The organism is Candidatus Pelagibacter sp. Uisw_137, assembly GCF_047720245.1.
Classification (GTDB): domain Bacteria; phylum Pseudomonadota; class Alphaproteobacteria; order Pelagibacterales; family Pelagibacteraceae; genus Pelagibacter.
This window is the reverse complement of record NZ_CP159811.1, coordinates 1,338,306-1,351,872: the sequence shown is the minus strand read 5'-3', so window position 1 is coordinate 1,351,872 and position 13,567 is coordinate 1,338,306. Positions and strand designations below refer to the sequence as shown.

Annotated in this window: 14 protein-coding genes; 5 read left to right on the top strand and 9 right to left on the bottom strand. The window is 28.9% G+C overall.

Features of this window, described 5'->3' with window-relative positions:
- Position 1 precedes the first annotated feature (1 nt).
- Positions 2-991 (top strand): DNA polymerase III subunit delta, encoded by a 990-nt coding sequence (gene holA / locus ABXT61_RS07245; protein WP_415315249.1) that lies wholly within the window; start codon positions 2-4, stop codon positions 989-991.
- Here holA and ABXT61_RS07240 read toward each other — a convergent pair.
- From ABXT61_RS07240 to hemE, 9 genes are all read right to left on the bottom strand, one after another.
- On the bottom strand, positions 988-1,836 hold the full coding sequence (locus ABXT61_RS07240; protein WP_415315248.1) for a ParB/RepB/Spo0J family partition protein: 849 nt from the start codon (positions 1,834-1,836) through the stop codon (positions 988-990). The two genes, holA and ABXT61_RS07240, sit on opposite strands and share 4 nt — an antisense overlap.
- Positions 1,836-2,630 carry a ParA family protein gene (locus ABXT61_RS07235; RefSeq protein WP_415315247.1) on the bottom strand — a complete coding sequence of 265 codons (795 nt, stop codon included), beginning with the start codon at positions 2,628-2,630 and terminating at the stop codon, positions 1,836-1,838. Before ABXT61_RS07235 ends, ABXT61_RS07240 begins: the two co-directional genes overlap by 1 nt.
- Positions 2,631-2,637: 7 nt before the next feature.
- Positions 2,638-3,279 (bottom strand): 16S rRNA (guanine(527)-N(7))-methyltransferase RsmG, encoded by a 642-nt coding sequence (locus ABXT61_RS07230; RefSeq protein WP_415315246.1) that lies wholly within the window; start codon positions 3,277-3,279, stop codon positions 2,638-2,640.
- Positions 3,279-5,150, bottom strand: a complete 1,872-nt coding sequence (gene mnmG / locus ABXT61_RS07225; protein ID WP_415315245.1) for a tRNA uridine-5-carboxymethylaminomethyl(34) synthesis enzyme MnmG — start codon at positions 5,148-5,150, stop codon at positions 3,279-3,281. Before mnmG ends, ABXT61_RS07230 begins: the two co-directional genes overlap by 1 nt.
- Before the next feature lie 164 nt (positions 5,151-5,314).
- Positions 5,315-6,646 carry a tRNA uridine-5-carboxymethylaminomethyl(34) synthesis GTPase MnmE gene (gene mnmE, locus ABXT61_RS07220; protein WP_415315244.1) on the bottom strand — a complete coding sequence of 444 codons (1,332 nt, stop codon included), beginning with the start codon at positions 6,644-6,646 and terminating at the stop codon, positions 5,315-5,317.
- 68 nt (positions 6,647-6,714) lie between these two features.
- Positions 6,715-7,983, bottom strand: a complete 1,269-nt coding sequence (gene rho / locus ABXT61_RS07215; RefSeq protein WP_168606920.1) for a transcription termination factor Rho — start codon at positions 7,981-7,983, stop codon at positions 6,715-6,717.
- Positions 7,984-8,053: 70 nt separating this feature from the next.
- Entirely contained in the window at positions 8,054-8,488 is a 435-nt protein-coding gene (hemJ, locus tag ABXT61_RS07210) for a protoporphyrinogen oxidase HemJ (RefSeq protein WP_415315243.1), read from the bottom strand.
- Entirely contained in the window at positions 8,481-9,515 is a 1,035-nt protein-coding gene (hemH, locus tag ABXT61_RS07205) for a ferrochelatase (RefSeq protein WP_415315242.1), read from the bottom strand. The genes hemJ and hemH overlap by 8 nt, the downstream gene beginning before the upstream one ends.
- A complete protein-coding gene (gene hemE / locus ABXT61_RS07200; RefSeq protein ID WP_415315241.1) occupies positions 9,516-10,517 on the bottom strand; it encodes a uroporphyrinogen decarboxylase in 1,002 nt (333 codons plus the stop codon).
- Between the two features lie 284 nt (positions 10,518-10,801).
- On the opposite strand from hemE, the gene ABXT61_RS07195 reads away from it, so the two are divergent.
- Genes ABXT61_RS07195 through coaE form a run of 4 tightly spaced genes read left to right on the top strand, consistent with a single transcriptional unit; the run spans position 10,802 to position 13,566 of the window.
- Positions 10,802-11,626, top strand: coding sequence for a pyruvate, water dikinase regulatory protein (locus ABXT61_RS07195; protein ID WP_415315240.1), 825 nt, complete (start codon positions 10,802-10,804; stop codon positions 11,624-11,626).
- A complete protein-coding gene (locus ABXT61_RS07190; protein ID WP_415315239.1) occupies positions 11,619-12,206 on the top strand; it encodes a Maf family protein in 588 nt (195 codons plus the stop codon). The genes ABXT61_RS07195 and ABXT61_RS07190 overlap by 8 nt, the downstream gene beginning before the upstream one ends.
- Positions 12,203-13,000 carry a shikimate dehydrogenase gene (gene aroE, locus ABXT61_RS07185; RefSeq protein ID WP_415315238.1) on the top strand — a complete coding sequence of 266 codons (798 nt, stop codon included), beginning with the start codon at positions 12,203-12,205 and terminating at the stop codon, positions 12,998-13,000. Before ABXT61_RS07190 ends, aroE begins: the two co-directional genes overlap by 4 nt.
- Complete coding sequence (coaE, locus tag ABXT61_RS07180) at positions 12,997-13,566, top strand: dephospho-CoA kinase (RefSeq protein ID WP_415315237.1); 570 nt, start codon at positions 12,997-12,999, stop codon at positions 13,564-13,566. Before aroE ends, coaE begins: the two co-directional genes overlap by 4 nt.
- The last annotated feature ends 1 nt before the right edge of the window (position 13,567 follow it).

The window sequence follows — 13,567 nt, the reverse complement described above, 5'->3', positions numbered from 1 at the left end:
GATGATTTTAAAATTATTTGAACTAAATAAATTAAAATTAGAAAATTATAATTTTTATCTTTTTTATGGAGATAATGAGGGTTTAAAAGATGATACCATCAAAAAATTTTTTGTAAAAAAATATCAAAATAAAATTCATAAGTATGAGGAGAAAGAAATATTAAACAATATAGATGATTTTTACAATAATATTTTTACAAAATCATTTTTTGATAATGAAAAACTTATAGTCATAAATAGAGTATCAGACAAGGTTAGAGAGATCATTGAAGAGTTAATAGAAAAAAAAATAGAAAATATTCAATTTATTTTAAATTCAAAAAATCTAGAAAAAAAATCAACTTTGAGAAAAATTTTTGAAAAAGAAAAATCAGCTGTATGCATTCCTTTTTATGAAGATAATAATCAGACACTAAATGCTATAATCAGCCAATTTTTTAGAGATAAAAAAATTCCAATTTCGCAACAATTGATCAATATTTTAATAGAAAGAAGCAGGGGTGATAGAAAAAATTTAAATAATGAGTTACAAAAAATTGAAAATTTTTCTTTAAATAAAAAAAGTATAAACCTGCAAGAGATAATTAAACTAACTAATCTTGCGGATAATTATAGTGCATCAGAACTAGTGGATTATTCACTCGCAAAAAACACAAGAAAAACTATCACTATTTTAAATGAAAACAACTATTCTGATGAAGACAACATAGTAGTTATTAGGACATTGTTAACTAAAATTAAAAGAATACTTAAAATCCACGAATTAATTGATGCAAGAAATGGTATTGATCAAGCAATTTCTTCTTTTAAACCTCCTATTTTTTGGAAAGATAAGCCTCTTGTTATACAGCAAGCAAGGTCTTGGAAAAAATGGGAATTAAAAAATTTAATTTATAAAAGTAATGAAATTGAATTAATGATTAAGAAAAATTCTACCATTGGAAAAAATATTTTATCAGATTTTATAATTAATAATTCAAAAAAAAATTAATAATTAGATTTTATAATCTCAATTATTTTATTTAATTGATCAAGGTCCTTATATTCTAACACTAAAGAACCAGTATTATTTTTCTTATTTTTAATTAAAACATTAAGTCCAATCTTTTCTCGGATTGAATTTTCTAACGATTTTAAATTTATGTCTCTTGGTGCTTTAAGAGACTGTTTTTTTATCTTAAAAATTTTAACAAAGTTTTCTGCTTGCCTAACTGAAAGATTTTTTGCAATTATTTTATTTGCAACAAACTCGGCGTTATCAAGACCAACTAAAATTTTTGCATGTCCGGGAGTTATTTTTTTTGTTTCAATTAATTTTAGAACGCTATCTGGTAACATCAATAATCTTAAAAAATTAGCTATATGGCTTCTACTTTTTCCAATAAATTGTGCTACTTTTTCTTGATCATAAGAAAACTCTTCGATAAGACGTTGATAACCACGTGCTTCTTCGATTGCGTTTAAATCGTTTCTTTGGACATTTTCGACAATTGCAAATTCTAAAGATTTTAAATCATCTACATCCGTAATAACAACTGGTACCTCGTGTAACCCTGCTTTTTGTGCTGACATCCACCTTCTCTCTCCTGCGATAATCTCATACTTTGAACTATCATCGCTAGATTTTCTAACAATAATTGGCTGAATAATGCCTCTCTCTTTTATTGAGTTTGTTAAATTTTGTAAACTTTCCTCATCAAATGTTTTTCTTGGTTGAAATTTATTACTTACGAGATCAGATATTGAAACTTTATTAATATTTATTTCAACTTTTGTTTCACCGATTAGAGATGACAAACCTCTACCCAAACCTTTTTTTATTTTGTTTGTATCCATTATGCTGCACTCCCTATTTTTGGCTCTTGATTGATAAATTCATCTGTAAAGTTAAAATATGATTTACTACCAGGACAAGATTTATCATAAATTAAAACAGGCAAGCCGTGTGATGGAGCTTCTGACAGTCTAACATTTCTTGGAATAACTGTTAGGTAGACCTTTTCACTAAAATAGTCTCTTGCTTCCTTTTCTACTTGTGTGGATAGTTTATTTCTTTTGTCATACATAGTTAAGAGTATGCCTCTAATTTTTAATTCAGGATTTAAATTAACTTTTATTCGTTCTATGGTTTTCATTAACTGGGTTAAACCCTCTAAAGCAAAAAATTCCGTCTGCAGTGGCACTAAAAGTGAGTGAGAAGAGACTAGAGCCATGACTGTTAGCAAACTTAGTGATGGTGGGCAGTCTATTAGTATATAATCATAGGTTGCTCTAGAATCATTTAAATAAGCGGTTAATTCGCGTTTTAAAATGAAGGCTCTCATGCTATCATCAGCAGTCTCGACCTCAAGTCCAGATAAATCTACATTCGAAGTAATAATATCCAAATTTTCGAACTCAGTTTTTCTAATCACGTTAGAAATTGGCTTTGTACCATTCAACACTCCGTAAATAGTGTCAGTTGAATTTTCTAAATTGGATAGACCAAGTCCTGTAGTTGCATTTCCTTGTGGATCAAGATCAATAACTAAAACTTTTTTCTCTTGTTGAGCTAAACCCGCTGCAAGATTAATTACTGTTGTTGTTTTTCCAACCCCACCCTTTTGATTTATTACAGAAATAATTTGCATTTAGTTTTTAATGTTTTTTTTTAATATTTTTTATATTTAATAAAAAAGAATCTTCACTTGTAATACTTTTTTTCTTTTCTAAATCAAAATCCCAATTTATTAAAGTTTCCTCTAAAACTTTTTCACCATTTTTTCCCATGAAGACAATTAAATTTTTGTATCTACTAAAATTTTTATGAACTAAATCTAAAATTATTGGTAAAGGTTTAAAAGCTCTTGCCATTATTGTACCCGACTCTAAATTTTGTGCTTCAAAAATATTTTTTTGCATGACTTCGGTGTCTAATTTTAAATCTCTAGATACTTTTCTTAAGAAAGAGCTTTTATGGTGACTTTTTTCATATAAGTGTACTTTACCTGAATTTTTCTGGTTTTTAATCATAATTGATATAATTATTCCTGGCATACCTCCACCTGATCCTATATCTGTTATTATATTACTATTTAAGTCAATAAATTCAATAATTTGTGCGGAATCAACTATGTGACGTTCTCTAATTATTTCATTTTTAGCTGTCTCTTTGCTTATTATATTAATTTCATCATTTCTTTGTTGTAGCATTGACAAAAATATCTCAAACTCAGCTAATGTTTCACGTGGAACATTTTGGTCTCTTAGCAGTGGGTATTTTTTAAAAATTTCTTCCATTAAGCTATAAGCTTAATAGACTTTCTTTTTACATGTGACAACAAAATATATACGGCAGCTGGAGTTATTCCATCAATTCGCAGTGCTTGTCCCATGGTTTTTGGTTTTATTTGTTTAAATTTAGCTTTTACCTCATTCGATAGTCCAGAAAGATCATCATAATTAACTTTTTCAGGTATAACTAAATTTTCGTCTCTTTTAAATGCTAATATATCTGCTTTTTGTTTTTTAAGATAGCCTCTGTAATGAGCATTTATTTCAATTTGCTCATCTATTTTTTTATCAAAATAGGGAATTTCAGGCCAAATTTCTCTTATTTTTTTCATATCAACACCTTTTTGGGCTAATATTTCATTAGATTTCCTAAGAATACCATCCTTTGCAATTTTAATGTCAAAGTTCTTTATTTTTGTTGGAGATATTGACGATTCTGACATTATTTTTGATATTATTTCTAATTTATGTTCTTTATCTTTAAAAATATCTTCTCTTTCTTTGGATATTAATCCAATTTCAATTCCTTTATTTGTCAACCTTTGGTCAGCATTATCTGCTCTCAAACTTAGTCTATATTCTGCTCTTGAGGTGAACATTCTATAAGGCTCAGCAACACCCTTTGTTACCAAATCATCTATCATAACCCCAATGTATGCATCTGATCTATCCAAAATAAATGGCTCTTCTTTCTTAAAGGATAACGCAGCATTAATTCCAGCTATTAGCCCTTGAGCAGCTGCTTCTTCATATCCAGTCGTTCCGTTTATTTGTCCAGCAAGATATAAATTTTGAATTTTTTTAGTCTCAAGAGTTAAAAAAAGTTCTCTAGGGTCAATGTAGTCATATTCTATGGCATAACCGGGCCTAATTATCTTAACATTTTCTAAACCATTGATATTATTACATATTTGCTGCTGCACATCCTCAGGTAGGGAAGTGGATATGCCATTTGGGTATATTGTGTGATCATTTAGCCCCTCAGGCTCTAAATATATCTGGTGACGGTCCTTATCTACAAACTTTACTATCTTATCTTCTATTGAAGGACAATATCTTGGACCAACCCCCTGTATGCTTCCTGAGTACATGGCGCTTCTTTTTAAATTTTTTTTAATTATCTTATGAACCTTTTCATTTGTATAAGTCATCCTACATGAAACTTGTTTGTTTAAATTTTTTTTAGTTAAGAAAGAAAAAAAATAAGGATCATCATCTGCAAACTGTTCTTCTAAATTATCATAGTTAATTGTTCTAGCATCAAGCCTTGGTGGTGTTCCTGTCTTAAGTCTTCCTATTTTAAAATCATACTTTTTAAGTTGTTCACTTAATCCTATTGAGGGCTTCTCATCAAACCTTCCAGCTGGTGTTCTCTTATCACCAATATGAATCAAACCATTCAAAAATGTGCCCGTTGTTAGGATTAGCTTGCCACATAAAATTTGTTTACCGGACTTTGTTTCAAAGCCACTTATAGTGTTTTTATTAAAAATAAATCTTATTATTGGATCCGAAAAAATGTTTAAATTACAGTAGTTTAGTAATTTTTCTTGCATATATTTACGATACAATGATCTGTCTGATTGCGTTCTAGGCCCTTGAACTGCAGGCCCTCTACTTCTATTTAATAATCTAAATTGTATACCTGATTTATCAGCAACCTCTCCCATCACACCGTCTAAAGCGTCTATCTCTCTGACAAGATGACCCTTACCAAGACCTCCTATTGCAGGATTGCAAGACATCTCTCCTATGGTCTCAATTTTGTGTGTGAATAAGGCGGTGTTAACTCCAAGACGTGCGGACGCCGCTGCAGCTTCACAACCAGCGTGCCCTCCTCCAATAACTACCACTTCAAATGATAAATCATTTTTCATAACTTAAATTTATAGACGATATAAATATTTACAAGCAAACAGTGTTTTTCTAAAAAATATTTATTAAAACAATTAAAGCTACTTTTTTAGTTAAAATTGCAAAATAAGTTATGTTTATCAACAAAAATCATAAAAATAAGCTCAAAAATCCCTTAAAATCATAGTTATTTACCAATGCAAAAATCGTTGAAAATACTACCTAATATCTCCTCAACATCTACTTTTCCAACTATCATTCCTAAATGTCGAGTTGCCAAACGAAGATCTTCAGCAGCTTTATCAAAATCTTCTGCCTCACTTTTTTCTTCAAAGTTTTTTAAATAATTTAAGCTTTGTTCAAGATGTTGTCTGTGCCTTTCACGAGTAATTAAAATATCTTCACTTGTGATAAATTTATTTTTTAATTTATTTTTAATCTTTAAAATTAAATCTTCTAAGTTAAGATTATTTTTTACTGAAATTAAAACATGTGCATAATTTTTTATTTCAGAATTTAAATCTTCTTTTAGAAGATCAGATTTATTAACTACAAGTATTGCATTTTCATCAATCAATTCCTTCAAAACTCCTTTAAAATCAATGCTTTTAGCGTCTATCACGATTAACTTTAAGTCTGCATTTTCAGCTTTATCAAGTGCTAATTTTATTCCTTTTTTTTCTATTTCATTTTTAGAATCTCTAATTCCTGCAGTATCGGAAACTACCACTGGATAACCATCAATGTTTAAGTGCGTCTCGATTACGTCTCTTGTTGTTCCGGCTATTTCTGAAACGATTGCTGCATCACGATTTGAAAGGTAATTTAATAAACTAGACTTTCCAGCATTGGTTGGTCCTATGATTGCAATCTTAAAACCTTCCCTAATTCTTTCACCAACTTTTTGATCATCCAAAATTTTTTTTATATCTAAAATTACTTCATTAGAAATTTTTTTTATATTCTTAAAGATATCTTCAGGCAGGTCTTCGTCTGGAAAATCTATTTTTGCTTCAACGTGTGATAAAATTTTTAAAAGTTTTTCTCTTAACTCATTGAACTTGTCTGCAGATCTTCCATTCATAATTTTTATTGCTTGCTGTCTTTGAATTTCAGTTTCTGCAGAAATTAAATCTGCAATACTTTCTGCTTTCAGTAAATTTATTTTTCCATTTTGAAATGCCAATTTTGTAAACTCACCCGGCTCGGCAAGTCTACAATTCTCTACTTCTGAAATAGAGGCGTGTAGAGCATCAATTACTGCTTTGCTTCCATGCACATGTAATTCGGCCATATCCTCACCGGTGTAGCTCTCAGGGCCAGGAAACCACAGTACTAGGCCTTCATCAATAAGCTCAGAAGTATTGATTTTATTGATTTTTCTTAATGTCGCAAGTCTTGGTTCTGGTATTGTTGTGTTTGTTAATAGTTCAATTACCTTTTTAGTATCTTCTCCTGAAACTCTAATAATTGCTATTCCAGAAATTCCAGGTCCAGTTGATAGAGCATAGATTGTCATAACAACATTATAACTTCTATTTTGAGGTTCTGTAAAACTTTAAATTAATAGGTGAGGGTGGAACAGTGTTAAGCCGGTTTATTCATCGAGCTAAAAAAGTCTGCATTACTTTTTGTTTCTTTAAGTTTCGAATTAATAAATTCAATTGCATCCATTGTTCCCATCGGACTAATTATTCTTCTTAGTACATTCATTTTTGAAAGGTCATCTTTATCGAAAAGCAATTCTTCTCTTCTTGTTCCAGATTTGGTTATATCGATTGCTGGATAAATTCTTCTTTCTGCAATTTTTCTATCTAAAACTGTTTCACTATTTCCAGTTCCTTTAAATTCTTCAAAAATAACTTCGTCCATTCTTGATCCAGTATCAATCAACGCTGTTGAGATGATTGTTAAAGATCCACCTTCTTCAATATTTCTTGCAGCACCAAAAAATCTTTTTGGTCTTTGCAATGCATTTGCATCGACACCACCTGTTAAAACTTTTCCAGAACTTGGTATCACAGCATTATAAGCTCTACCCAACCTTGTTATTGAGTCTAATAAAATTACTACGTCTTTTTTATGCTCTGTTAATCTTTTTGCTTTTTCGATTACCATTTCAGCAACAGCAACATGTCTTGAAGCGGGCTCATCAAATGTAGAACTGATAACCTCTCCCTTAACTGTTCTTTTCATATCTGTTACTTCTTCAGGTCTCTCATCAATTAATAAAACCATCAAGTAACTTTCTGGATAGTTTTTAGCAATTGAGTTGGCGATACTTTGTAAAATCATTGTCTTACCAGCTTTAGGAGGTGAAATAATTATCGATCTTTGACCTTTTCCTATTGGGCTCACAAGATCAATTAATCTTGGAGTTAAATCTGGTTTTTTTTCAATCTTTGTTGTCTCAACTTCCATCACCATTTGTTTATTTGGGTAAAGTGGAGTTAAATTATCGAATGCAATTTTGTGACGAGCTTTTTCTGGCTCCTCAAAATTTATTTTTTCTACTTGCAATAATGCAAAATATCTTTCTCCTTCTTTGGGAGCTCTAACAGGGCCTTCAACTGTGTCTCCTGTTCTCAAACCAAATTTTCTTATCTGACTTGGACTAACATAAATATCATCTGGTCCAGCTAAATAATTAGATTCCATTGCTCTTAAAAAACCAAATCCATCTTGTAATAATTGCAAAACTCCTGCTCCAGTTATCTCTTCTTTTTCTGCAACCTTTTTTAATATAGCAAATAAAATTTCTTGCTTTCTAAGTGTGCTAGCATTTTCAATACCAAGCTCTTCTGCTTGCGTAATTAATTGTTCAGATGATTTTAATTTAAGTTCTTGTATATTCATGAGTGGGGGGGTGGGGTTAAAATTTTTGTAAGATGATATAAATATATATACTCTTTGAACTATTACAAGCTTAGATGGGCTTAAAAATAACAATAAAAACAATCAAAATAAGCAATATTGTTGGTACTTCGTTAATTATTCTAAAAAATTTAGAAGATTTAGTATTTTGATCCAAATTCAAATCACTAAGAAGTTTAGATAAATAGAAATGATATAAGGTTAATAAAATCACTAACAACAATTTTAGTTTAATCCAAGTTGAAGAAAGAACATCGAAACCCAAAGAGGAAATTAAAATTAATCCGAACACCCAAGTTAAAATCATTGCTGGTGTCATAATGTAAAAATATAATTTTCTTTCCATTGTTTTAAATATTGAAGAAGTGTTTTTATCTTTTGAATTTTCTACATGGTATACAAAAATTCTAGGTAAGTATAAAAGGCCTGCCATCCAGGAGATTACTGCTATTAAATGTAGGCTCTTGAATAATAAATAACTATTCATAATTCAAACAAGGACATTTTTTAAAATTAGAGGGACACTGTATCTTTGGTGGATAAAGATTCTCATTAATCTTATATTCATTTTTTTTAATTATTAATTCCGACATTGCTTTAATAAAATCCTCATTAATTCCAAGTGCTGGAACTCTTGTATAATTTTTACATCCATTAGCGTCTGCTATTTCTTTATATTCTATATCAAGCTCAACGAGAGTTTCTGAGTGTTCGGAAACAAACGCGATAGGGACTAAAACGATATGCTTACCAATTTTGGAATTTTCAATAATTATAGTTTCTGTAGATGGTCCTATCCATTTCAGTGGACCAACTCTACTTTGATAACTTAATATCCAATCCAAATTTTCGATGTTCAAATTCTCAACTATTTTTTGGACAGACTGTTCCACTTGCCACTGATAAGGGTCTCCCTGTTTAATATTTTTTTCTGGTAAGCCGTGCGCAGAAAATATTAATTTAAAATTTTTAAGATCTTTAATTTTTTTTATTATTTCTTTTGTGTGTGCATTGATAAAATTTTTATCTGTTGGGTAACAGCATATTGTGCTTGTTTTAACATGGTAGTTATTTTTTTTACAAACATCTTTCCATTCTTTAATTGAAGACCCCGATGTTGCAGCAGAGTATTGGGGATACAGGGGCATTAAGACAACTTCGTCTGGATCATATAATTGAACATCTTTAATCACATCTTTGGCTCTTGGGTTCCAACATCTCATTATGATAAAACATTTATATTCATTGTCTGTTTCGGTTTGATTTAACTTTATTTCAAGTGCCTCGGATTGTTCCTTGGTTAATTTTAATATCGGGGATGAACCACCAAGCTCTTCATAAATTTTTTTAGCAATTGGTGCTCTTCTATTGGATATCAGTTTTGCTAAGGGGTATCTTAATATAGTTGGTAAATTTAGAATTGCCGGATCATTAAATAAATTAAATAAAAACGGTTCTACATTTTCAATTTTATCAGGACCGCCAAGGTTAAATAAAATTATTGCTTTTTTCATTTAATAATCTTTTACTGTTTTAACCAAGTAGTCAACCATGTCAGGACTGGTTTCGGGTAACACCCCATGCCCCAAATTAAATATATAGGGATGATCTTTAAAAATGTTTAAATATTTTAAAGTTTCTTTTTTTAAATTTTCTTTGTCTGTTAATAAAATTTTAGGATCAAGACCTCCTTGAACTGGTATTTTTATTTCTTTACATATTGAAACAGGATCAACATTATAGTCAATATTAACCGCATCTGGTTTAACGATATCACAATAATTTTTATAATTTTTTATTCCTCTTGGAAAACAAATTACAGGAATATTTAGTGATTTAATATAATCAACTAAATTTAATGTTGGCACATATATATAATTTGGCAAATCTTTTTCTTCTAAAAGACCAGCCCAACTGTCAAAAATTTGAATTACAGTTGCACCATTTTTTATTTGCTTGTCAATATGTAATTTTAAAAATCTCTCTAAAATTATTAAAATTCTATTTATTAAAAATTCATCTTTAAAGAAATCTTTTACTAATTCTTTTTTTGGAGAATGTTTATTAATCATATAAACTAATAATGTCCATGGTGCGCCAACGAATCCTATTAAATTTTTATTTTTCATTAAATTATCTTCGCTAACTTTTTTAATTGATTTATAAACTGGATATAATTTCTCTATAAAATCTATTTCATCAACCTTGGATATAATTTCTAAATCTAAAGAACCTAATTTTGGACCAAAATTTTTTTCAAATTTTACTTCTTGGTTTAACCCATATGGGATCATTAAAATATCTGAAAAAATTATGGCAGCATCTAAATCAAATCTTTTAAGAGGTTGTAAGGTTATTTCTGAAGATAAATTTTCATTTAAACATAAATTTATAAAATCTGGGTTTAATTTTCTAATTTCTCTAAACTCTGGTAAATATCTGCCTGCTTGTCTCATTAACCATATTGGAGATCTGTTTGTTTTTTTGTTTATTATAGTTTCGTAAATGGGTGTCATATTAATAAGTAAATATTTAATTATAGTATTAGTTATATAGTATGTGAATAATGGTAATTAATTGTTTTTCAGTTTTTATACATGATTTATTAACAATTAATAATTTATAGAATTACCGTATAGTCTTAAATTTAAGGGTTTATTTAATATTATTAGATAAAATGTATATTAATACTTAACATGTTTATTAATGTTTATAAAAATGGGTTTTTACAAAGAAAAATAACAAACAAGATTATTTTAAAAAATGATAAAAATAATACCTAATTATCAATATTTTATTCATGGGTAATACATATCAAATATACCTTATTTCTGACTCAACAGGCGAAACATTGGATAGAGTTTTTCTGGCAATTAAAGCTCAATTCAAAAACATAGAATATGATGTTAAATCTTATTTTTTTACAAGAACAGAAAATCAAGTTTCTAAAATAATGGATGAAGCAAAAAAAAATGATAATGCAATAGTTTTATATACAATTGTTGACACTTCACTTGCAAAATTTTTAGCAGATAAAGGGGGTGACAAAAAAATTCCATGCTTCAGTGTTTTGGGAAATTTAATAATGAGCTTCTCTAAACTTTTAAATCAAAAAGCATCTCATGTTCCAAGTGGGCAACATGCTTTGAACGAAGAGTATTACGAAAGAATTGAAGCCATCCAGTTTACCATGGCACATGACGATGGAAATCTTGTTAAAGATATAGGTAAAGCAGATCTGATATTGTTGGGGGTAAGCAGGACAAGTAAAACACCAACATCAATTTATTTAGCCAACAGAGGCTATAAAACCTTAAACATTCCTTTAGTAAACGAACAATCAATACCAGAAAGTTTAAAAAAGAATCCTAAGCTTTCTTGTGTAGTTGGATTAACAACCGAACCTCAGCGATTAGTTGATATTAGAAAAAATAGGATGAATGCTCTTAAAGAAAAAGAAAATACAAACTATACAAATATTACTAAAATTGAAAAAGAAATTAATGAGGCTAAAAAAACATTTACCAAGTACCAATGGCCAATAATTGATGTTACTAGAAAATCAGTAGAAGAAACCGCAGCATCAATAATTAAGATATATGAAATAAATAAAAATAATGGTTAATGAAATTATACTTGCATCAAAAAGTGGTGTGAGAAAAAAAATCCTAGAGGAAAACAATATCCGGTGTAAAATAGAACCATCTAATGTGGATGAGGATAGTGTCAAAGAAAGCCTACTAAAAGAAAAAGCATCTCCAACAATTATTTCAAAAAACCTGGCAGAATTAAAAGCCAACAAAATCAGCCAAAAATTTACAGAGGAAATGGTACTTGGCGCAGATAGCGTAATAGATTTAGAAGGTGAAATAATATCAAAGCCAAACGATAGATCAGAGGCACTAGAAATTCTAAAAAAGATGAATGGAAAAACTCATCACTTGATAAGTTCAGTTTGTATTTCAAGGGGTGGATCGATGATATGGAATTACACGGATAAAGCCTCATTAACTATGAAAAATATGACCTTTTTGGAACTAGAGAAATACTTAAAAAAAATTTCTGATAAGGACCTGTATGCTTATAATGTTTATCAAATTGAAGGTGAAGGAAGAAATTTATTTTCAAAAATAGAAGGGGATGAAGATACGATCATGGGCCTTCCAGTTAAAAAAATTAAAGAATACCTTAATATTATAAAATGAAAAAAAAATTTTTAGTTATAGGAAATCCAATTGATCACAGTCTATCGCCAAAACTACATAATTATTGGATCAAAAAATATAAAATTGATGCTGTTTATGAAAAAAAGCTTTTAAATAATAATGAGATAGAAGATTTAATTTTTAATATTAGGGAAGAAAAAATTCACGGGTTAAATGTAACAGTACCATTTAAAAAAATGGTCATACCTTTTTTAGATGATTTAAGTGAAGAAGCAAAAATTTCTCAATCAGTAAACACAATCTATAAAGACGATAATAAGATTATAGGCGATAATACCGATATAGAAGGTTTTAAACTTGGTTTAGAAGAAACAGGGCTAGAAATTAAAAATAAAAAAGCCTTAATACTTGGGGCGGGCGGGGTTGTTTCTTCAATTATTTTTGCGCTTAAAAAAATGCAAACTGAAAAAATTTATGTGAGCAATCGAACTGAATTAAAAGCAACAGAGTTAAAGAAAAACTTTCCAGAGATTGAAATAATTAAATGGGGAGAAACTTTAGATTTTGATATAATTATAAATGCAACAAGTGTTGGATTAAAAGAAGAAGATGAAATTAATATTAATTATCAACAAGTTAGCAAAGACAAATTTTTTTATGATGTAATTTATAATCCACCAGAAACTAACTTTTTAAAAAGTGCAAAAAAGTATGGTGGAATAACAACAAATGGTAAAATGATGTTTATTTATCAGGCTCAAAAAGCCTTTTTTATCTGGCATAAAGTTGTTCCAGAAGTAGACAAAGAAACAATTAATCTTTTTGATGTATGATTAAAATTGCAGTGGTAGGAGATATAGGTTCTGGAAAAAGTCATATCGCCAAACTATTTGGTCATCCAGTTTTTAATGCTGATCAAGAGGTGGCAAATATATATAAAAAAAATAAAAATTGTTTTAAGAGACTAAAAAAAAGTTTACCTGAATATTTTTCAGTATTTCCAGCAAATAAAATACAAATTATAAAAGCAATAGAAGATAGTGAAAAAAATTTAGAAAAAATTACGAAAATTATTCATCCAGAAGTTGGAAAGAAATTATCTATTTTTTTAAAAAAAAATAAAAAAAGAAAGGCCATAATTTTAGACATCCCTCTTTTATTGGAAAATAAATTAAACCAGAAAAGTGATATAATAGTTTTTGTTCAGTCAAAAAAAAGTGAGATTATAAAAAGACTAAAAAAGAGAGATAATTTTAACTTACATTTATATAATCAATTTAAAAAGATGCAGTTACCACTTAGTTATAAAAAGAAAAAAGCTAATCATATTATTAAAAATAATTTTACCAATAAACTTGTTAAGATAAGTGTAAAAAAAATACTAAAAGAAATTATATAAA

Bases quoted from the DNA above. Each gene is read 5' to 3' on its own strand.
- ABXT61_RS07195 (WP_415315240.1), top strand. From the start codon at position 10,802: ATGGGTAATACATATCAAATATACCTTATTTCTGACTCAACAGGCGAA.
- mnmE (WP_415315244.1), bottom strand. From the start codon at position 6,646: ATGACAATCTATGCTCTATCAACTGGACCTGGAATTTCTGGAATAGCA.
- ABXT61_RS07230 (WP_415315246.1), bottom strand. From the start codon at position 3,279: ATGGAAGAAATTTTTAAAAAATACCCACTGCTAAGAGACCAAAATGTT.
- mnmG (WP_415315245.1), bottom strand. From the start codon at position 5,150: ATGAAAAATGATTTATCATTTGAAGTGGTAGTTATTGGAGGAGGGCAC.
- ABXT61_RS07190 (WP_415315239.1), top strand. From the start codon at position 11,619: ATGGTTAATGAAATTATACTTGCATCAAAAAGTGGTGTGAGAAAAAAA.
- coaE (WP_415315237.1), top strand. From the start codon at position 12,997: ATGATTAAAATTGCAGTGGTAGGAGATATAGGTTCTGGAAAAAGTCAT.
- ABXT61_RS07235 (WP_415315247.1), bottom strand. From the start codon at position 2,630: ATGCAAATTATTTCTGTAATAAATCAAAAGGGTGGGGTTGGAAAAACA.
- hemH (WP_415315242.1), bottom strand. From the start codon at position 9,515: ATGAAAAAAGCAATAATTTTATTTAACCTTGGCGGTCCTGATAAAATT.
- hemJ (WP_415315243.1), bottom strand. From the start codon at position 8,488: ATGAATAGTTATTTATTATTCAAGAGCCTACATTTAATAGCAGTAATC.
- ABXT61_RS07240 (WP_415315248.1), bottom strand. From the start codon at position 1,836: ATGGATACAAACAAAATAAAAAAAGGTTTGGGTAGAGGTTTGTCATCT.
- aroE (WP_415315238.1), top strand. From the start codon at position 12,203: ATGAAAAAAAAATTTTTAGTTATAGGAAATCCAATTGATCACAGTCTA.
- rho (WP_168606920.1), bottom strand. From the start codon at position 7,983: ATGAATATACAAGAACTTAAATTAAAATCATCTGAACAATTAATTACG.
- hemE (WP_415315241.1), bottom strand. From the start codon at position 10,517: ATGACACCCATTTACGAAACTATAATAAACAAAAAAACAAACAGATCT.
- holA (WP_415315249.1), top strand. From the start codon at position 2: ATGATTTTAAAATTATTTGAACTAAATAAATTAAAATTAGAAAATTAT.